The organism is Campylobacter concisus UNSWCS, from assembly GCF_000466685.1.
Taxonomy (GTDB): Bacteria; Campylobacterota; Campylobacteria; order Campylobacterales; family Campylobacteraceae; genus Campylobacter_A; species Campylobacter_A concisus_A.
Genome location: NZ_ANNG01000005.1, coordinates 108,026 through 126,955 on the forward strand (window position 1 = coordinate 108,026; position 18,930 = coordinate 126,955).

The 18,930-nt window shown below is 40.0% G+C and carries 18 protein-coding genes and 1 tRNA gene; 9 read left to right on the forward strand and 10 right to left on the reverse strand.

The annotated features are described in order from the left end of the window. Positions 1 to 8: 8 nt before the first annotated feature. From UNSWCS_RS01335 to UNSWCS_RS01370, 8 genes are read right to left on the reverse strand one after another with little or no spacing between them, the layout of a single operon-like run. Entirely contained in the window at positions 9 to 872 is an 864-nt protein-coding gene (locus tag UNSWCS_RS01335) for an EamA family transporter (protein WP_021086955.1), read from the reverse strand. Continuing rightward, positions 869 to 2,104 carry a TolC family protein gene (locus UNSWCS_RS01340; protein WP_021086985.1) on the reverse strand — a complete coding sequence of 412 codons (1,236 nt, stop codon included), beginning with the start codon at positions 2,102 to 2,104 and terminating at the stop codon, positions 869 to 871. The genes UNSWCS_RS01335 and UNSWCS_RS01340 overlap by 4 nt, the downstream gene beginning before the upstream one ends. Beyond that, positions 2,101 to 5,127 (reverse strand): efflux RND transporter permease subunit, encoded by a 3,027-nt coding sequence (locus UNSWCS_RS01345; protein ID WP_021086899.1) that lies wholly within the window; start codon positions 5,125 to 5,127, stop codon positions 2,101 to 2,103. The genes UNSWCS_RS01340 and UNSWCS_RS01345 overlap by 4 nt, the downstream gene beginning before the upstream one ends. Continuing rightward, positions 5,124 to 5,867, reverse strand: coding sequence for an efflux RND transporter periplasmic adaptor subunit (locus UNSWCS_RS01350; protein WP_021086975.1), 744 nt, complete (start codon positions 5,865 to 5,867; stop codon positions 5,124 to 5,126). The genes UNSWCS_RS01345 and UNSWCS_RS01350 overlap by 4 nt, the downstream gene beginning before the upstream one ends. Beyond that, a complete protein-coding gene (locus tag UNSWCS_RS01355; protein ID WP_021086947.1) occupies positions 5,864 to 7,129 on the reverse strand; it encodes a TolC family protein in 1,266 nt (421 codons plus the stop codon). Before UNSWCS_RS01355 ends, UNSWCS_RS01350 begins: the two co-directional genes overlap by 4 nt. After that, on the reverse strand, positions 7,129 to 7,851 hold the full coding sequence (gene fliP, locus UNSWCS_RS01360) for a flagellar type III secretion system pore protein FliP (RefSeq protein WP_196779718.1): 723 nt from the start codon (positions 7,849 to 7,851) through the stop codon (positions 7,129 to 7,131). The genes UNSWCS_RS01355 and fliP overlap by 1 nt, the downstream gene beginning before the upstream one ends. Before the next feature lie 11 nt (positions 7,852 to 7,862). Next, positions 7,863 to 8,642 (reverse strand): flagellar motor protein MotB, encoded by a 780-nt coding sequence (locus UNSWCS_RS01365; protein ID WP_021093050.1) that lies wholly within the window; start codon positions 8,640 to 8,642, stop codon positions 7,863 to 7,865. After that, a complete protein-coding gene (locus tag UNSWCS_RS01370) occupies positions 8,642 to 9,409 on the reverse strand; it encodes a motility protein A (RefSeq protein WP_021086932.1) in 768 nt (255 codons plus the stop codon). Before UNSWCS_RS01370 ends, UNSWCS_RS01365 begins: the two co-directional genes overlap by 1 nt. Positions 9,410 to 9,545: 136 nt before the next feature. Here UNSWCS_RS01370 and glmU point away from each other — a divergent pair, with 136 nt between their 5' ends. The 7 genes from glmU to truA are packed head-to-tail and all read left to right on the forward strand — an operon-like array spanning position 9,546 to position 15,921. Next, positions 9,546 to 10,856, forward strand: a complete 1,311-nt coding sequence (glmU, locus tag UNSWCS_RS01375) for a bifunctional UDP-N-acetylglucosamine diphosphorylase/glucosamine-1-phosphate N-acetyltransferase GlmU (protein WP_021086967.1) — start codon at positions 9,546 to 9,548, stop codon at positions 10,854 to 10,856. Further along, positions 10,843 to 12,015 (forward strand): bifunctional phosphopantothenoylcysteine decarboxylase/phosphopantothenate--cysteine ligase CoaBC, encoded by a 1,173-nt coding sequence (gene coaBC / locus UNSWCS_RS01380; protein WP_021086980.1) that lies wholly within the window; start codon positions 10,843 to 10,845, stop codon positions 12,013 to 12,015. The genes glmU and coaBC overlap by 14 nt, the downstream gene beginning before the upstream one ends. After that, a complete protein-coding gene (locus UNSWCS_RS01385) occupies positions 12,012 to 12,698 on the forward strand; it encodes a hypothetical protein (protein WP_021086892.1) in 687 nt (228 codons plus the stop codon). The genes coaBC and UNSWCS_RS01385 overlap by 4 nt, the downstream gene beginning before the upstream one ends. Positions 12,699 to 12,701: 3 nt before the next feature. Further along, positions 12,702 to 13,373 (forward strand): polyprenyl diphosphate synthase, encoded by a 672-nt coding sequence (gene uppS / locus UNSWCS_RS01390; protein ID WP_021086924.1) that lies wholly within the window; start codon positions 12,702 to 12,704, stop codon positions 13,371 to 13,373. Positions 13,374 to 13,380: 7 nt separating this feature from the next. Next, the gene (locus UNSWCS_RS01395) at positions 13,381 to 14,169 is read left to right on the forward strand and encodes a prepilin peptidase (protein ID WP_021086928.1); all 789 of its coding nucleotides are present in this window, start codon (positions 13,381 to 13,383) and stop codon (positions 14,167 to 14,169) included. Further along, the gene (locus tag UNSWCS_RS01400) at positions 14,162 to 15,190 is read left to right on the forward strand and encodes an LptF/LptG family permease (RefSeq protein WP_021086950.1); all 1,029 of its coding nucleotides are present in this window, start codon (positions 14,162 to 14,164) and stop codon (positions 15,188 to 15,190) included. The genes UNSWCS_RS01395 and UNSWCS_RS01400 overlap by 8 nt, the downstream gene beginning before the upstream one ends. Further along, positions 15,190 to 15,921: a tRNA pseudouridine(38-40) synthase TruA gene (gene truA, locus UNSWCS_RS01405; RefSeq protein WP_021086895.1), complete on the forward strand. Its 732-nt coding sequence runs from the start codon at positions 15,190 to 15,192 to the stop codon at positions 15,919 to 15,921. Before UNSWCS_RS01400 ends, truA begins: the two co-directional genes overlap by 1 nt. A 42-nt stretch (positions 15,922 to 15,963) precedes the next feature. Here the strand turns inward: truA and UNSWCS_RS01410 are convergent. Beyond that, positions 15,964 to 16,040: transfer RNA gene (locus UNSWCS_RS01410), tRNA-Arg, on the reverse strand. A gap of 109 nt (positions 16,041 to 16,149) precedes the next feature. Here UNSWCS_RS01410 and UNSWCS_RS01415 point away from each other — a divergent pair. Further along, positions 16,150 to 16,335 carry a hypothetical protein gene (locus UNSWCS_RS01415; RefSeq protein ID WP_021086974.1) on the forward strand — a complete coding sequence of 62 codons (186 nt, stop codon included), beginning with the start codon at positions 16,150 to 16,152 and terminating at the stop codon, positions 16,333 to 16,335. Positions 16,336 to 16,385: 50 nt separating this feature from the next. Continuing rightward, positions 16,386 to 17,210 (forward strand): adenylosuccinate lyase, encoded by an 825-nt coding sequence (locus tag UNSWCS_RS01420; protein ID WP_021086944.1) that lies wholly within the window; start codon positions 16,386 to 16,388, stop codon positions 17,208 to 17,210. Positions 17,211 to 17,399: 189 nt separating this feature from the next. Here the strand turns inward: UNSWCS_RS01420 and UNSWCS_RS12450 are convergent, their stop codons facing one another. After that, positions 17,400 to 17,633 carry a hypothetical protein gene (locus tag UNSWCS_RS12450; protein ID WP_235044376.1) on the reverse strand — a complete coding sequence of 78 codons (234 nt, stop codon included), beginning with the start codon at positions 17,631 to 17,633 and terminating at the stop codon, positions 17,400 to 17,402. Positions 17,634 to 18,930 lie beyond the last annotated feature (1,297 nt).

Consider the following 18,930-nt stretch of genomic DNA (forward strand, 5'->3'; position numbering starts at 1 on the left):
ATTTAACCTCATGCGGTCTTTACGCCGTAAAATTTCATCACTCTATTGTGAATTAACAGCGAGATATACATTATTACAGCGCCTAAAATAAGCCTTGTTAGATTAGTGTCCTTTTGCCAAAAGACTAAATTTACGATGATAGCAGCTGGTATGAGGGCGTTGTTCATGATGGCAAGCACGCCGCTATCGACCTCGCAAGCGCCTTTGTTCCACATAAAATAGCCAACCCCGCTAGCAACCGCTCCAAGCCACAAAAGCACCAAAGTTTGGGTTAGATCAACGTGAAATTTAGCTGGATTGCCAAGTGTTACGAGAGCGATGACTGCTACAAAAAACGCTCCAAAGTGAAAGTAGCCAAAGACCTTTTTTTGATCCACGTCAAACCTCTCCAAAAGCGCCTTATACGCACTCTGCCCTGCTCCAAAGCAGATGTTTGCCCCTTGCACTAGCAAAAAGCCCTTTATCGCGCCTTCGTTTATCGCACCATACTTGATGATAAGCGCGCCAAAGACCGCTACGCCAACGCTAAAGAGATAAAGCGGCCTAAATTTAAAGCTAAATGCGTCATATATGAGTGTGACGTAAAACGGCGTAAAAATGGTAAAAAGCGCGACTTCTGGCACGCTTAGATACAAAAACGAGTTGTAGTAGCAAAGATACATTAGCCCTATTTGCACCGCTCCGATCGCCATTATGCCAAGGGCTAGCTTGGGGCTGACGCCTCGAAATTTCGTAAATGGTAAAAAGACCAAACTTGCAAGCGTCACACGAACAAAAACAGCTAGGTAGCTATCAACTTTGCCCGCCAAAAACTCGCCTATCAAACTAAAGCTAAACGCCCACAAAATGGTCACAAAGATCAGTTTATTCATTCTATCACCACCTCATTTATATTTCTTGCGCATTCAAAAAAGTATTCAAGCTTGTTTAGCTCGAGCAAATCGCCATTTAGGATGAAATTTGCCCTGTCGCTAAAATTTTTCTCGCTCACAAACAAAAACTGCTCAAATTTTACCTTGCCACTAAGATAGCCATTTAGCAGGTCATTAAAGTCGCTATCAAGGCTATCTTGCTTAAGTGAGTCTAAATTTAGCCTAGCGCCTAGGCCCTCTATCACGCCTCTTAGATCCTTTAGCCTAGCTATTATCCTATTTTCTTCGTCGCTTAGATCAAGCGCGGCCTTTTGCTCCTCTATGCGCTTAGTTTGGCTTTGCTTGCTAAGGCTTAGGCTATCTGGCAGCTTCCACTCAAACTCCACTCTAGGCCTGTTCGCATCAGCGTATGCCTCAGCCATCTGCGAAGTCGTCCTCTCACCTTTTTTAAAGCTGTTATTATTCACACTTTGCGTATCTTTTAAGTAAATTTTTGGGGCAAATTTGCTCTTTTGCTTCTCATTTTCTTGCTCTTTTATATATTTTTCTTGCTCCATCGCCCCAAGCTTGGCACTTAGATCATCTTTGCTAAAATCAGGCATCACTATCTTTGAGCCAGCATTAAAGCCGATCTCGCCGTTTGAGAGTAAATTTATCCTTGAGTTTAGCTCCGCTAGCTTAAGTCCAAGCTCGTCTAACTCAGCTCTTTTTTTATTAAGAGTGAAATTTATCGCATCAAATTCGCTCTTATCTATCTCGCCATACTCAAGCCAAAACTCATTTTCAGCCGCAGCCTTGGCAAAGCTATCTACAAATTTTGTCTCTAAATTTATCAGCGAATTTAGTGCAACAGCGTTAAAATAGACCTTTGCGACCTGAAAAGCGGTTAAATTCATCAGCTCTTCGTCCTTGTAAATTTTCTCCACGCCCTTGTGGTCTAAAATCTTATCCGAAGCCTCGCTAGCACCCCCGTCAAAGATGAGATACTCGACCTTTGCCGTGATCGATCCAGCCTTTGTCATATATCCGCCCTTTAGCTCATCAGGCACAAAGGTATATCTGCCATCAAGGGATAAATTTAGCTTGTTACTCTTATTTTTATTTATATATTCATTTTTATTAAATTCTTTCAAACTTTCAAGCTTCGCACTTTGCGCCAGAGCGATGATCTCTAGTAAATTTCCAGCCCAAAGAGGCAAAGCAAAGAGCAAAACAGCCAAAATCTTCTTCAAATTCTCTCCCTTTCATAAAATTTTCTTATAAATTTATCAAGATTATAGACCCATGCAAAAAGCACTGGCACGACAAGCAAGCTTAGCAAAGTCGAGCTAATGAGCCCAAAGATGATACTTATAGCCATAGGCGAGTTGGCCTCATAGCCAGCACCCCTGCTAAGAGCAAGAGGCAGCATAGCAAATATCATGGCAAAAGTGGTCATCAAAACAGCCCTTAGTCGCTTTTTAGCAGCCATTTTCACAGCTTCGTTTGCCTCCATGCCGCTATTTGCAAAGTGGTTTGCAAAATCAACCACCAAAATGGCGTTTTTACCTACCATGCCAAAGAGCAAGATGACGCCAACCATGACAAATAAGCTAAATGGATTGCCGCTTATAAAAAGGCCAATCACCACGCCACAAAAGGCAAGTGGCATGGCAAGCATGATGAGAAATGGCAGCAAAAAGCTCTCATAAAGTGCGGCTAGCACCATATAAATAAGCACCGCGCTCGCACTCACCGTAAAGATAAACGAAGCGTTTGTATCATCCATGAGCTCGACAAATCCAAGAAATTTATACTTGAAATTTGCTGGCAAAATTTCATCAAGCTTCTTTGAAATTTCATTTGCCACGCTATTTAGCGGAGCATTGTTTTTGGTATTTGCTAGAAATTTGATCTCATCGGCTCTATTAAACCTTGAAATACTAGCTGGCTTTTGCTCAAAACTAATCGTCGCCACATCGCCAAGTGTGACAAAAAAGCCCTCATTGCTTCTTATCTTGGTCTTTAAGATATCATCTGTATCGCTTCTAAATTTATCATCAAGGCGCATGTAAAGCTCATACTCTTTGCCATTTTCATTTTCAAAAACAGAGACCTCGTTCTGGCTAAATGCGCTATAAACGGCGCTTGCAACGCTAGCTTTGTCTAAATTTAGCCTTTTTGCCTTATCTTCATCGATAGAAATTTGCACGCGTTTTAGCAGATCTTCTTCAGGCGAATTTACGTCCGTTGCGTCATTTATCTCTTTTAGCATCTTGCTGATCTTTGGCACAAATTTCTCTAACTCTTTGCCATTCTCAGAGGTGATAGTAAGCTTAACTGGCTGCACATCGCCACCTTCAACCACCGGAAGATCAGCTACGATGACACTCATATCATCACTTTTTAGCTTGTCGCGAAACCTCTGCATGATAGCGTTTTGCCGCTCGTGATTAGCTCTATCTTTTAGCTCCTTTAGCCTAACGTAAGCTTTTACAAGATAAGGCTGCTTGGCATCTGTGTAGCCAAGGATGAAGTAAGCGTAAGCTACCTGAGGATCGGCATTTATGAGTGAAATTTTATCTTTTAACCTCTCTTTGCTAGCTTGCAGGCTAAGTGAAGGATCAAGCTTAAAGTAGATGTTAAACTCCGAGTTATCCTCGCTTGGCATGAAGTCGCCGCCTACAAATTTAGCCAGCCCAAACGAGCAAACAACGACCACAAGCGTTATGGCTAAAAATATGAGCTTAAATTTAAGCGCTAAGGACAAAAGCTTCTCATAGCCATTTTCAAGCGCCTCAAAAAAGGGCTCACTCTTTAGAAAAAAGCTGCTTTCTTTGGCATTTACAAACCTAGCACTTAGCGTTGGCACAAGAAAAATGCTCACGAAAAACGAGATGACGATGCCAGCTGCTACGCTCATCGCAAAGGAGTTAAAGTATTTGCCAACGATGCCGCTCATAAAGGCAATAGGCACAAAGACGCAAAGTAGCACGAGCGAGATCGCAAAGACGCTAAATGCTATCTCTTTTATACCTGCAAAGCTTGCTTTTAGGGCATTTGGCTCATCTTTTAGCTTGCTAGCGATATTTTCAGTGACAACTATCGCATCGTCGATGAAAATTCCGATGCCAAGTGTGAGCGCTATGAGGCTTAGGCGGTTTATGTCGTAGCCTAGGGCATTTATGATGAAAAATGTCGCTACGATGCTAGTTGGTATCGCTACGACTGAGATGATGGTGATCGAGAAATTTCTTAAAAACAGATAGACGATCACGATGGTCAGCAAGACGCCTAGGATCATATCAAAGGCGGTTTGATCGATGTGCTTTTGTATCACTTCGCTCTTATCATAGGCTACTTTTACGTCGTATTCGCTGCCAAGTAGGCTTTTAAACTGATCTAGCTTTGACTTAGCTAGAGCGATCACAGTTAGAGCATTTGCGTCTGGAGCTAGCTCAAGACCAAGCAAGACGCCACTTTTTTTATCCATTATCGCTGCTTCGTTTGCGTCTTTGTAAGCGAGATCAACACTTGCGATATCTTTTAAAAAGACCCCTTGTTTGATCGTTAAATTTCTTATCTCATCTATACTTTTGGCACTGAAATTTGACTTGATCGCCATTTGGATTTTTTCATTTTCTATCTTGCCAAGCGGTGCTTTTAAATTTTCAACCTTTATCAAATTTGCCACTTCGTTTGCGCTAAGGGCGGTCTTATCAAGCTTAAATCTATCTAGCAAAATTTTCACCGCTGGCTCTAAAAAGCCATTTGTCTTGACCTTTGAGACGCCGCTAATGCGCTCTAAAAATGGCTTTGCCACATCATCTATCTCTTGCATGAGCTTAGTTTCGTTGCCATCAAGCCTTGTAATAAAGAGGCTAAAGACGGCTGAAGAGAGGCCATTTAGCTTTTCTATCTCGTAGTTTGCGTTTAACCTTGCCTTTTGCATCTTGTCGCGGACGTCGTTTGTAGCGCTCTCTAGGTCTTTGTTTAGCTCAAATTCGATGCTTACCACGCTTAGGTTGTCAAAGCTGGTTGAGTAAAGCTTTTTTATCCCCTCGATGCTTGAGACCTCGTCCTCGATCTTTTGCGTGATCTTTGTCTTGATGTAGTTCATATCGCCATTTGCGTAGGTCGTGATCTTAACGATTGGGATATTTACTTGCGGGTATAAATTTACATTCATCGTCTTTAGCGAGTAGATGCCAAAGACAACGAGGCTTAAAAATATCATAAGCGTAGTTATAGGGCGGTTGATGGCTGTTTTTATCATTTATTTTCGCCGATTATCACTTTTCCTTGACCAAACATGCCTGGCTTCATCCCCATATCGTAAGCTTCGGCGTAAAATTTCCTGGTCTCTCGTTTAATTTCTGGGTAAATTAGCGCGATTTTTACCTCTTTTTCCTCGTTTGTTGCATCAAGCCTAAATTTAAAAATGTCGCCAACTTTTACTAAATTTGCATATTTTTCGTCAATCGCTATTAAAATTTTAACCTCCTCAGAGTTTAAGACAAAGGCTGGCTGAAGCGGCGAAGCACTCTCGCCAAGCTCGACATTTTTACTAGCTATGACGCCATCAAAAGGAGCTTTTAAAACAGCCTTTTTAAGATGATCATCTGCATTTAAAATGGCGATCTCAGCCGCTTGCACCCTAAGAGCTGCCTCGTCAAATTTATACTTTACCTCATCAAATTCCTGCTTTGAAGTGACATCCTTTACTTGGCTAAATTTATTAAAGGTGCTTTTAGCAAATTCTTTGGCATTTTTGGCAAGCGCTAGGTCGTTTTTTGCCTTTTTTAGAGCGATCTCAAGGCTTGTTTGATCAAGGCTAGCTAAAGTGTCGCCCTTTTTAACGTGGCTTGAGACATCTACAAAAATTTTATCCACCTTGCCACTGCTCTCAAATGCAAGCTTTGAGCTTTGCTTAGCATAGACTTCAAAATCAGCAAAAATCTCTTCTGCTGCAAATGAAAAGATGCAAAATATCATTAAAATTATCAGCTTTTTCAATCCCTAATCCTCTCTAAAATGCTCTCCCCGCTCTCAAAAAAATACTCCGCCTTTTTTATCTCTAGCTCGTCTTTCGCCCCTTCAAAAAGGCTAATGGCATCAAATTTCTGAGAGAGTGCTTCAAGCAGGTCGCTATATCCTAAAAGCCCAGAGTTATATTTTTCATAGCTCGCTCTAAGCGCAAGATCGCTTGCTTTTACATACTCATTTAGCGAAGCGATCTTTGAGCTAAGAGTTGCGATCTCGTTTTGTAAATTTTTAAGTTTAGTCTCATTTTCACGCTTTTTATACTCTAAATTTAGCCTCGCTTCATCAAGCGCGATCTTACTAGCTTGGCTCATCTTGGTAGTGGCAAAAAAGTCAAAAATTTTCCACCTAAAGCTAACGCCAAATTTATTGCCCTGCGTATCCTCTTTTAGATATTTATCAAGATATGGGCGGTAAGCGCTATACCTGCCAAGGTCGATGTCGTAGTTATTTTTGTAAAATCCATAGGTGTCATAAAGCATTATTTGAGGCAAAAAGCCAGCTCTTGTCTCGCTAAGCTTAGCTTCGTTTAAAGATATATCTTGATTTAGCCTGTCAAGCTCGGCATTTTTTGAAGCTAAATTTGAGCTAATCTCAGCCATTTTTGCCCCGCTAAGTGGCGAAATTTGCTCGCCTGTTAGCAAATTTATCTCATTTAAAATTTGCTCCATTTTGTTTTTGTATTCAAGCTGCGTGCTGTTTGCCAAGTGGTATTTTGCCCGCACATTTTCTAGCTCATCTTTTGGGGCAAGACCTGCTTTATTTGCCTTTTCAAGCTTGTCTAAAACGCCTTTTAAGAAATTTGCCTGAGCCTTTTTGGCGGCTATTATATTTTCAAGTGCGCAGGCGTTAAAGTATAAATTTACAGCCTTAAATGTAAGGTAGTTTTTGGCTTCATCGCTTGCGATGGCGGCTTTATTTTTTAAAAGCTGGCTCATCTTTAGCCTAGCTTCTCTAGCTCCACCATCATATAGTAAAAAATCAATCCTTGCCAGCACGCCAGCTGACTCTTTGGCGACTATGCTTGGGAAGGTGCTTGCGTTTTTGCCGTATGAGCCCTCTAAGCTAAAGCTTGGTAAATAGGCGCTTGATGTCGCTTCGTCATTTAAATTTGCTCTTTTTAGATCAAGCTCTTTGATCTTTGAAATTTCGTTTTGAGTGGCCTTGTTTGCTATCTCGCTTAAATTTGATCCAAATAGCGTCAAAGGCAAAAGTGCTAATAAAATTTTTTTCATCAGTGAAAGCTCTTTACTAAATTTCCTATTAGCAAATTCCAGCCGTCTACCAGCACGAAGATGAGTAGCTTAAATGGCAGCGAGATCATGACAGGAGGGAGCATCATCATACCCATCGCCATCAAAACGGAGCTTACGACCATGTCGATAACCAAAAATGGCAGGTAAAGCAAAAATGCTATCTCAAACGATGTCTTTAGCTCACTTATCATAAAGGCTGACATCGCGATGCTTAGCGGGATATCCTCGATATTTGCTGGATTTTGCAAATTTCTTATCCTAAAAAATAGCGCAAGATCTTTTTCTCTAGTGTTTTTAACCATAAATTCTTTAAATGGCTTTAAACTCTTATCAAGCATCTCCTCATAGCCTATCTGCTCGGCTATATAAGGCTTTATGCCCTCATCGTAGCTTCTTTGACCAACTGGCTCCATGATGAAAAATGTAAGCACCATCGCAAGCGAGATAAGCACCGTTGAAGGTGGCACTTGCTGCGTGCCCATCGCTTGACGCAAAAATGAAAATACAATGACAAGGCGCAAAAAGCTAGTCATCATAAATATGAGTGAAGGAGCGAGTGCTAGTGCAGTAAGGATTAGTAAAACATTTAGTGAATTTACAAGCTGCTCGGCATTTTGCGGTGAATTTAGGCTTAAATTTATAGTTGGTAGCGCAGGATCAGCGCCAAAAACCACACAAAACAAAACCGCTAAGCTAAGCAGTGCTTTCACGACTAATTCCTCGTATCAAGGATACTTTTCTTAGTAGCCTCTTTATTTTTTGGCTCGAGCGAAACGAAGTGGATTTCCACTCTATTGTTTTTAGCTCTGCCCTCGTCTGTGCTGTTGCTAGCGATCGGATCGAAAGAGGCTCTGCCAGAAGTGATAAGCCTCTCTTGTGGCACGCCATCGCTAACTAGCTCTTCAAGCACGCTTAGCGCCCTTGCAGTAGAGAGCTGCCAGTTGTTTTTATATATAGAGTCTTTGCTTGGATTTGTATTATCAGTGTATCCGATGATATCTGTTTTTACCTCATTTGGCATTTTGGCTATTATCATGCCTATTCGCTTTAAAAAGAGTTTCGCATCCTCGCCAGAAATTTCAGCACTATCTTTGTCAAAAAGCATCGCAGCTGGAAGTCTCACGATAAAGCCATCCTCGCTCTCCTCCATCGTGATCTCAGGTGCCCCACTAGCCGTTAGTAGCTCATTTATCTTTTTAACAGTTGCACTCATCTCGTTTTGAGCACCTTTTTGAGCATTTGGTTTTGGTATGCGCTTATTTTCAGGATCTGTCTCTTTTTCTACCTGACTATCTGGTCTTGCGCCACCCTCTAGCACGCTTAGCGCACCAGCTAGCGAGCCAACAGCAGCCTCCATCTTTTTAGCATCCATCGTCGCCATAGAAAGGAGCAAAACGAAGAAGCAAAGCAGGAGCGACATAAGGTCACCAAATGACGCTAGCCACTCAGGCATGCACTTCGGGCACTCTTCTGGTTTTATTAACTTACCCATTATTCAAACTGACTTTTTCTATCTTTTGGAGGTAAAAATGCTAAAAGCTTAGCTTCAAGCGTTCTTGGGTTATCCCCTGCTTGTATCGCCATGATACCCTCTAAAATAACTTGCTTCTCAAGTGCCTCATCAGCATCGCGGATCGAGAGGATATTTGCAACAGGTGCGCCGATGATGTTGCCTATCATTGAGCCATAAAGTGTCGTAAGCAAAGCAACCGCCATAGATGGACCGATCGCACTAGGATCAGCCATATTAAGAAGCATCGCAACAAGACCGATAAGCGTACCGATCATACCCATCGCACCTGCAAAACCACCGACTTGCTCGAAAATTTTGATGTTGTTTGCATGCCTTGTGCTAGTCTGATCGATATCGATCTCCAAAAGTGCTCTGATCGCATCTGGCTCATTGCCATCTACCGCCATTGAAAGACCTTTTTTTAAAAACTGATTTGATTCGTTATTTACTTCGCTCTCAAGTGCTAAGATGCCATCTCGCCTAGCTTTGGTTGAGTAATCAACTACCTTTTTTATAGTCTCAGGTAAATTTACAACAACTGATGGCTTAACAGCGACACCATAAAATTTACCGACACCTTTAAGCGTCTCCATCTTGAAGCCAACCATCATAACGCCGATAGTACCACCAAAAACGATCATCACAGAAGGGATATCGATATATGGTCCTATACCAACGCCTATCGCCATTGATCCAAACAAAAGCACCAGGGTCAAAACCCAGCCGACGACGGTTCCTAAATCCATTTAAACTCGCTTTATTTATAAATTCTTAAGAATTGCTATTTTATTAGCTTTTTGTTGAAACAATCGTTAAATTAAAAAAAATGTTTGCCATTTTTTGCTACAATCTGCGAAATTTTTAACGTTAAAAGGCTTAAAAATGAACAATAATACTTCAATCATAATCCTAGCTGCTGGTCTTGGTACCAGAATGAAATCAAAACGCCCAAAAGTCCTATTTGAGCTATGTGGCGAGCCAATGATCATTCACATCTTAAAGCAAGCCTATGCGATCACAAATAACGTTAGCGTCGTGCTTCACTACGAAAAAGATTTAATTAGCAAAAAGATAAAAGAAATTTTCCCTCAAACTAAAATTTTCGAGCAAGATCTAGCAAATTTCCCAGGCACTGCTGGCGCGATAAAAGGCGTAAATTTAAGCGGTGAAAAGGTGCTTGTCACTTGTGGCGACATGCCACTTGTTAGATCAACTGATCTTATGCGCCTAGCAAACGCTGAAGCTGACGTGGTTATGAGCTCATTTGAAGCGGCAAATCCTTTTGGCTATGGCAGAGTTATCATAAAAAACGGCAAAGTTGAGGCCATCGTCGAGCAAAAAGATGCGAGCGAAGCTCAACTTGCCATAAAGAGCGTAAATGCTGGCTGCTACTGCTTTAAAAGCGAGGCGCTAGAGCAAATTTTACCGCTCATAAACAACCAAAACGCACAAAAAGAGTACTACTTAACTGACGCCATAAAAATAGCAAATGAAAAGGGCTTAAAGTGCGTTGCAGTAAATGTTAATGAGCAAAATTTCATGGGCATAAATGATAAATTTCAGCTAAGCATCGCTGAAAAAATAATGCAAGATGAGATAAAGCAAAATTTGATGAAAGCTGGCGTTTTGATGCGCATGCCTGAGAGCATTTTCATAGATAGCAGGGCTAAATTTGAAGGCGAGTGCGTGCTCGAAGAAAACGTAAGCATACTTGGCGAGTGCGTCATCACTGAGAGCATAATCAAAAGCTCATCAGTGATAGAAAGTAGCATCATCAAAAACTCAGACATCGGCCCACTAGCTCACATCAGGCCAAATTCTGAAATCTCTGATACGCACATAGGAAATTTCGTCGAGGTTAAAAAAGGCGTTTTAAATGGCGTAAAAGCTGGACATTTGAGCTATCTTGGCGACTGCGAGATAGAAAGTGGCACAAACATCGGTTGTGGCACGATCACATGCAACTACGACGGCAAGGCAAAATACAAAACAAAGATCGGCAAAAACGTCTTTGTTGGCTCAGATACGCAGCTAGTTGCCCCTGTTAATATCGCTGATAACGTCATCATCGCAGCAGGAAGCACCATCACAAAAGACGTTGAGAGCGGCGCTCTAGCTATTAGCAGAGGTCGTCAAGAGAATAAAAGCGGCTTTTTTGAGAAATTTTTTGGCAAAGACGATGTTAAAAAATAAGAAAATTTTACTTGCCGTTTGCGGCAGTATCGCCTTTTATAAGGCATTCGAAATTTTATCACTACTTAAAAAGCAAGGTGCAGATGTTTATGTGGCTTTAAGTGACGGAGCGCTTGAATTTTGCAGTGTAAGCGGATTTGAGGCGCTAAGCGAGCATAAAATTTTAAGCTCACAAACGCAAAACTGGCAAGACGGCGTAAATCACATAGCCTACTCTAAAATGGATCTAGTCCTCATCGCACCTGCCTCGGTAAATACGATAAATAAGCTAACAGCTGGCATCTGCGACAATGTCTTTATGCAAACGCTAATCGCCGCCTCGCACGTGCCTTTAGTCGTTGCCCCAGCTGCAAATAACAATATGATCGAGCATTTTGCGACGCAAAATTCGCTTGAAATTTTAAAGAAAAACGGCGCTTTAGTGGTTGAGCCAGTGTTTAAAACTCTAGCTTGCGGCGACGTTGGCAAGGGCGGTCTTGCAAGCCCTGAAGCAATAGTAGAAGCTGCCATTAAAAGGCTTGGCAGGCCACTTTTTGCTGGCAAAAAAGTGGTGATCACTGGCGGCGCAACAACCGAAAAGATAGATGATGTAAGAGCCATTACAAATTTCTCAAGTGGCAAGATGGCAAGAGCCTTGGCTAGAGCCTTTTACTACGCAGGTGCGGAGGTAAAACTGCTTGCTAGTTTTGAAACCGCAAACGAGCCGTTTCTTTGCCTTAAATTTAGCTCAAGTAGCGAGCTTTTAGAGCTTTGCAAGAGCGAGTGCGAGGGCGCAAATTTACTTGTAATGTGCGCCGCGGTGAGCGATTTTGTACCGACAAAGATAGATGGCAAGATAAAAAAAGAGAACGTTGGAGAGAGCTTAAATTTAAGCCTAAAGAGAAATGTCGATATCTTGCAAAGCTTAAAAGAATTTAAATGTAAAAAGATCGGCTTTAAGCTTGAAATCTCAAGCGAGAGCGCTCTTAAAAGCGCTAGATCGATGTTAGAGAAAAAAGGGCTTGATGCGGTTTGTCTAAATATTTTAGGCGAGAAAAATGGCTTTGCAAGCGAGCAAAACGAGGTAAATTTCATCACAAAAAATAGTGAGATTTTACTGCCGCTTGCCTCAAAAGACGAGATCGCAGGGCGTATCGTGGAGCTAGCAGCAAATTTATGATAGAGCAAATCTCGCGCATCCAAAAGATAGCAAAAAACAGCCAAGCTCCGCTAGTAGCGATAAATTCGTCCTTGCCACTTAGCATTTTGGTGAGCCAAAAGGTCGGCTTTAACAGATACGTTTTAAATTTCGCAAATAGAAATTTAAACACAAAGAGCGTAAAAGAGCTAAACGTGGGCTCAAGATACTGGGGCGAGGTGCATAGTCAGGGTGAAAACATCGTCATAAAAAATTTATACGAAAAGCCAAAAATTTTAGATGAGGACGTTTTGGCTGACGGGCTAAATTTGATAGAAAATTTGGTAAAAAACGAGAATTTATCGTGGCTTTATAGCTATTTATTTAAAAACTTAAGTGAAGTTAAAACAAAAGATGAGATGAGAGTGCTAGCAAAAATGCTCTTTGCTCTGCAAGAAAACGTCGTGCACATACCCTTTGCGTATAGCGGTATAAACGGTATTTTTCAGCTTAAAAAAGAGAGAAATGAGATGGGAATTTTTCTAGTATTTTCAAATTTTGCGCCTCTTATTTTTAAATTTAAAGATGAAAATTTATATGAGATCGCAACTCCATTTAGCAACGTCGCAAGCTTGCTAAAAAGCGAATTCAGCGCCGCAGTTATGGTGCAAAACGTAAGCGCTCTTTGGAGCAAAAAAGAGCAGATAATTGACTTTAAAGGCTAGACATTGAACAAACTTAACCACCTCGCTATCATCATGGACGGCAACGGACGCTGGGCGAAAAAGCGTGGATTTTTGCGGACAAATGGGCACGAGGCCGGAGCAAATGTGGTGAGCGATATGTGCGAATTTTGCATTGATAATGGGGTGAAAATTTTAAGCCTTTACGCATTTAGCACCGAAAACTGGAAAAGACCGCAAAAAGAGGTTGATTTTTTGATGAATTTGCTTAAGAAATTTCTTCTTTTAAAGCGTGATGATTTTATAAAAAATGGGATCAAATTTAACACGATCGGCGACATCTCGCCATTTAATGACGAGCTAAAAAATGAGATAGAGATCACCAAAGATGCGACAAGGGAAAATACAAATTTACTTTTAAATTTAGCGATCAACTACGGCTCAAAAGATGAGATCATAAGAGCTGTGAAAAAACTAAATTTAAAAGGCTGCGAGATAGATGAAGCGAGCCTAAATGCGGCACTTGATGAGAGCGAGCCGGTGGATCTTCTCATTAGAACTGGCGGCGAGAGCAGGCTTTCAAATTTCATGCTCTGGCAGGCAAGCTACGCGGAGCTATTTTTCACGCCGACACTTTGGCCTGACTTTGGCAAGGATGAGCTTGCAAGCATCGTGGCTAAATTTAAAGATATAGAGCGAAGATTTGGCGGGGTTTAGTGAGATAATGGATATTTTAGTCATCTTTTTTGCCGTTTTTGCTTTTGTTTTTGGCATCTGTGTGGGGTCGTTTTCAAATGTGCTAATCTACCGCTTGCCACGAAGTGAAAGTATAAATTTCCCAGCCTCTCACTGCCCAAAATGCTCTCACAAGCTAAATTTTTATCACAATATCCCACTTTTTTCGTGGCTATTTTTAGGCGGCAAATGCGCCTTTTGCAAGCAAAAGATAAGCCTTATCTATCCGCTGGTTGAGCTAGCCTCTGGATTGCTTTTTCTGATCTGCTTTTTTAAAGAGTGCGGCGAAATTTTAAGCGTAGAAACCCTGCTTTATGCGCTATTTTTAGGGCTTTGCTTTATCATGCTACTAGCCCTTAGCATCATAGACATGAGGTATAAAGCCGTGCCAGATGCGCTTCTTTTTGCAGCGCTATTTTTCGCATTTGCCTATGCTCTGCTACTTTTTATCTTTAAAGGAAATTTTGCTCAAATTTTAAATTTAATCCTCTTTGGTCTTTTGTTTTGGGCACTGAGATTTGTCGTGAGCTATGCGATGAAAAAAGAAGCCATGGGCAGTGCCGACATATTTATCGCAGCGATCATCGGAGCCATTTTACCAGCTAAATTTGCCCTTGTGGCGATCTATCTGGCCGCACTTCTTACGCTTCCAGTCTATGCGATTGTTCGCAAAAAGGGCTACGAACTAGCCTTTGTGCCATTTTTAAGCTTGGGACTGCTTGTCACCTACGCTTTTTACGGGCAAATTTTAGAAATTTTAAGGTTCATTTATGAGTAGAGTAAATAAATATCTTTTGTTTAACTTTTTAGGCACGTTCGCATCGCTATTTAGTACGCTTTTTTTGATCATGTCGATCGTCTTTTTTATCCAGATCGCGCGTATCACTTCATATATCGAGATCAGCTTTGGCGAGCTCTTTAAACTCTACTCATTTATGCTCCCTCGAGTGCTGCTCTTTGTCGTGCCTATAGCGTTTTTCGTATCACTTGCGATGACACTTTTTAGGCTATCAAAAGAAAATGAAAGTATCGTTATCTTCACACTTGGTGGCTCGCCAAATAAGATCGCAAGATTTTTCTTAGCTTTTTCAGCCCTTTTAAGCGCTGCCTTGCTGGTAGTTGCCATTGTAATGATACCAATAGCCGCCCAGTTAAATGCAAATTTCATCGACTATAAAAAGACGGTCGCTAAGCTAAATTTAAAGCCAACCCAGTTTGGACAAAAATTCTCCGACTGGATGGTCTATGTGGGCAGCGAAAGTGAAGACAAAAATGGCACAACTTACAAAGATATCGTGATGTTTAACCCCTTTGTAAAAGACTCACAGCGCCTAATAACCGCCAAAAACGCAAAGATCATAAACGTGGGTCAAAGCGTAGAGCTCTCTTTAAACGAGGGCAAAATGTATGACATAAGAGATGAAATTTATCATCAAAGCAACTTCAAATCAATGAAGATAAGAACCGCCCAAAGCGAGGAGATAAGCGACGTTGGCAGCATCAAAGAGTACTGGATGGATGCAGCTAGCAGCGATAAGCGCAGAAAAGACCTTAGCACCTACGTCCTAGTGGCCCTCTTCCCGCTTGCTAGCACGCTCTTTGCTATCAGCCTTGGCATCGTCACATATAGATATGAAAAAGGCATGGTCTATGTGGGCACTTTTGGCGTTTTGTTTGGATATTTTACACTCATAATGCTCTTTTCATCAAAGCCAGCGCTTGCGATACCGCTCATATTTTTCGTATTTTTACTAGCTGGCGTCTTGCTTTATAAAGCTAAGATCACACGAAGATACTGATGAAAATTCAGCTAATCTACAGCTACGATGGCTCGAAATTTCAAGGCTCACAGACCCAGCCGCACGAAAACGGCGTAGAGGATGAGTTAGAGCGCGTCCTAGCTCACGTCGGCATTTTTGAAAGAGTGGTCTCTAGCTCGCGCACCGACAAAAGCGTGCACGCAAACAACCAAAGCTCAAGCGTCGTTTGCGGCGATCACTTTAAAAATTTAAAGCGCTTGCAAGATCTTATAAACCGCCACGCACATCCAAGCATTCACATAAAACGCATAAATTTGGTAGATGATAGCTTTCAAGCAAGATTTGACGCGGTGGCAAGGTCGTATAGATATGTGATAGATCACGGTAAATTTGATGTTTTTAGCTCAAACTACAAGGTGTTTTTGCCTAAATTTGATACCAGAAAAGCAAATGAAATTTTGCGTAATTTTATTGGCGAGCATGATTTTAGCGCATATATGAAAACTGGAAGCGATACAAAAAGCCCAGTGCGAGAAATTTATAAAGCATTTTGCTACGCATACAAAGAGCAAACTATCATCGTTTTTAAGGCAAATGGCTTTTTACGCGGCCAGGTGCGGCTCATGGTTGCAAATTTGTTAAAAGCGCTAAAGCAAAAAGACGGCAGCGAGCTCATCAAAGCTTCGCTAAATGGACGTCCTGCTCTAACTCGCATACCAGCACCTGCAGAAGGGCTATATCTAAATAGAGTTTTTTATAAATTTAACTAATCTAAAAAGTGGTCTGAAAATAAAATTTGTGGAGAAAAAGGATGGTGCGCCCGAGAGAATTCGAATCTCTGACCTTTTGAACCGCAATCAAATGCTCTATCCAGCTGAGCTACGAGCGCACATGAAAAATTAAGTTGTAATATTAACAAAACTTTCCTTAAAAAGAGATTGTATTCATTTTAAATTTATAACCTTTTTAGTAAAATCCTTTGTGCAAAAGGAGCAAAAATGAACGATTTTTTCGATAGTCTAAAAGAGATCAAAAAAGAGCTTGCAAAAGAGCAAGGCGTGGCTAAAAAGCCGCAAAAAGAGGCTCTTTCTCACACAAAAGAGGAGGCAATCTTACACAAAGAACAAAAGCTAAAAGATGAGTTTTTGGCATATACAAAAGATAGCAATATCAGGAAAATTTAACTTTGGAACGCTAGTTGCTTTAAATGGGGATATTTTGAATGGAGAAACCCATGAATATAACCCAAACTTTAGAATCTTTAAGCATTTTAACCGATAGCGATGCTCTTTTTTGCGAGCTTCGCGCACTTATAAGTAAAAATTTTACAAAAACCCTAGCAAACAAAGACAAGATCATCTCTTTTTACGAAGAGAGCGAGATCCCGCAGCGAAAATGCTTCTTAAAATTTATAAAAAAACTCTACGAAAAACAGGGCAATGAGCTTGACGTAACCTTTGCAAAATACAAAACCATAAAACTGTCTTTAGTGCAAAGAAACGCCCTAACAAACATCTGTAACATTGACATTGAGTTTTTTAACAACGAGATGATCTTTACGCTAAACAACACTCCAAGAGCTTTTGCTAGCTACATTTTGCAAAATTTTAAAGACAATGAGTCTAAATTTGACGAAAAAAATCATAAATTTAGCCTAAAAATAAAAAAAGATAGCGATTTTGACTTGATAGAAGAGATCATTTCAAGACGCGAACATCTAAAATTTATAGTAAATTTTAACTACAATGAAGTCAAATTTAAAGAGTTCAAAAGAAACTACAAGATCCAAAACTCAGCCAAATTTAAAAGTCGCTTCAGCGCTTTGGCAAATTTACTAGAAGAAAATTTTGAAATTTTAGGCTGCTCAAACAATGACAGCTTCGAAACTGTAAGAGATAGTTACCTAGCCCTTGCTAAAATTTACCACCCAGATAGACACTCAAACAAGAGCGAAAGCATCAAAAACGAATATAACGCTAAATTTAAAAAGATCCAAGCAGCCTATGAGGCACTAAAACCATTCTTTAAAAACCAAGAGAATTTTATAAAGGTAGGATAAATAGAGCTAGTTAAATTTACATACAGCAAATTTTGTACTTATAAATTTGGTTAGAATATTTTTATTACCTTGCTAAAACGCAAAGGCTGATTTTTATGTTTTTAGATATCGCCTGTTTTTACTAAAGATGATAAGAGAAAATCCGCTTAACTTATTTTGAACCAAATTTATTTAATTTTATATTAAGATTTATTCTGCGATGCGTTTTACTCGGATCAAAAACTCATCGTTTAAATTTTCATCGTCTATATGCACAGGCGTAACGAACTCAAGCGCTGTTTGCGGAATAGTAATTTTAAACACATCCTTTATCCACTGCTGAAATTCTAAGTTTGGACGCACAATAAAATCGCCACCCTCGCTGTTTGGTAGCATACTAAAATTATCGTCACAGCAAATTTCAACATATCCTATTGCAATCAACTACAAAAATCAAACCAGTTATGAGCTAAAATATAGGTCATAGTTTAGTCAAAACCCGAACCCATATGCACGATCTTAGTCTTGCCCGCTCTATTCAGCTATAGCGCACACATCGAGCCATCCGAGCCACTGCGCGCAAATACGCAAAGTCGCTGCTTTGATCCGCGGCAAGCTTGCAATCTTTGCCGTAAAACAAATGCTTTAGCATTTTATCGCGATTTTTTAGTTCATCCGTAAAAAAGACGATTTCTGTGCCTCCTTCAATATAGAAAGCCACGTCTGCGTTCGTTAGCATTGTCATAAAAGCTGTTTGCCTCGATCTACACATAAAGATCTCAAGTTTGCTCGGCACGTGCATACCATGCGGTAGCTCTTCACTCAGCTACATAAGTAATAAATTTTTCACGACCGCTCCTTTTGGTTAAAGCTACTGTAAAAATTTTACTACGTATAGCTAAATTTTTTTCTAATATTTGCGATGCTTTAAAACTATATCAATCTCTTCGACAAAAAAATATCAAATATAGTTTTTGTGGATCAAAACACGGCTCTACACTAATGCCATAGCTGCTTATACAAAGAGTATTTGAATGCTGGTATATTTTTTTACAACAGCACTTTCAGGATTAGTAAAAGATATCGTAACTGGCAAATCATAGATAAACAAGTAGTTTTATTTTAAACATATAGCTACATGAAAAGAAAGATTATTGTATAAATAGTAATAACGCTTGCGCAGACTCTTAATCCAAATTATCACGAGTATTATCTGTCACTAACCATCTAACAAGTGGCCAACAAAGTGCAATAGATCTTAAGCTACCAAATATGCTCAGCAGAGCTATTTTGCTCTACTCAAAAACAAAAAACTACCTGTGCTAAATATCAAATTTTATATTCACAGCATAAAGAAAAGCAAAATAATGTTATAATGCTTAAAAGTCTATCAAATTTTACAAGACATGGATGTGTTTTTAATTAGAAAAAAATTATTTGATTTTTAAAAACAAATTCTATTTATCTGCTTGCTCATTCATTATAGCATATTTTTACTAATCGTACACATAGTAATATCTGCTCTTTTAAAATATACTTACTATACTTTTGTATTTGATAAAAATTTAGCATCACCAATTTTATACTTAAAAATTTGACATTATTATATAAGTACTTTTTGCAAAGACCTATTTCATACTAACAAACTAATTTTTATCCAATCATCAAAATTAAGATAACGTCATGCGAACTTTTTTATTAGCTAAACCACAAGTTAGATAAGAAGCATATACCTTTAACA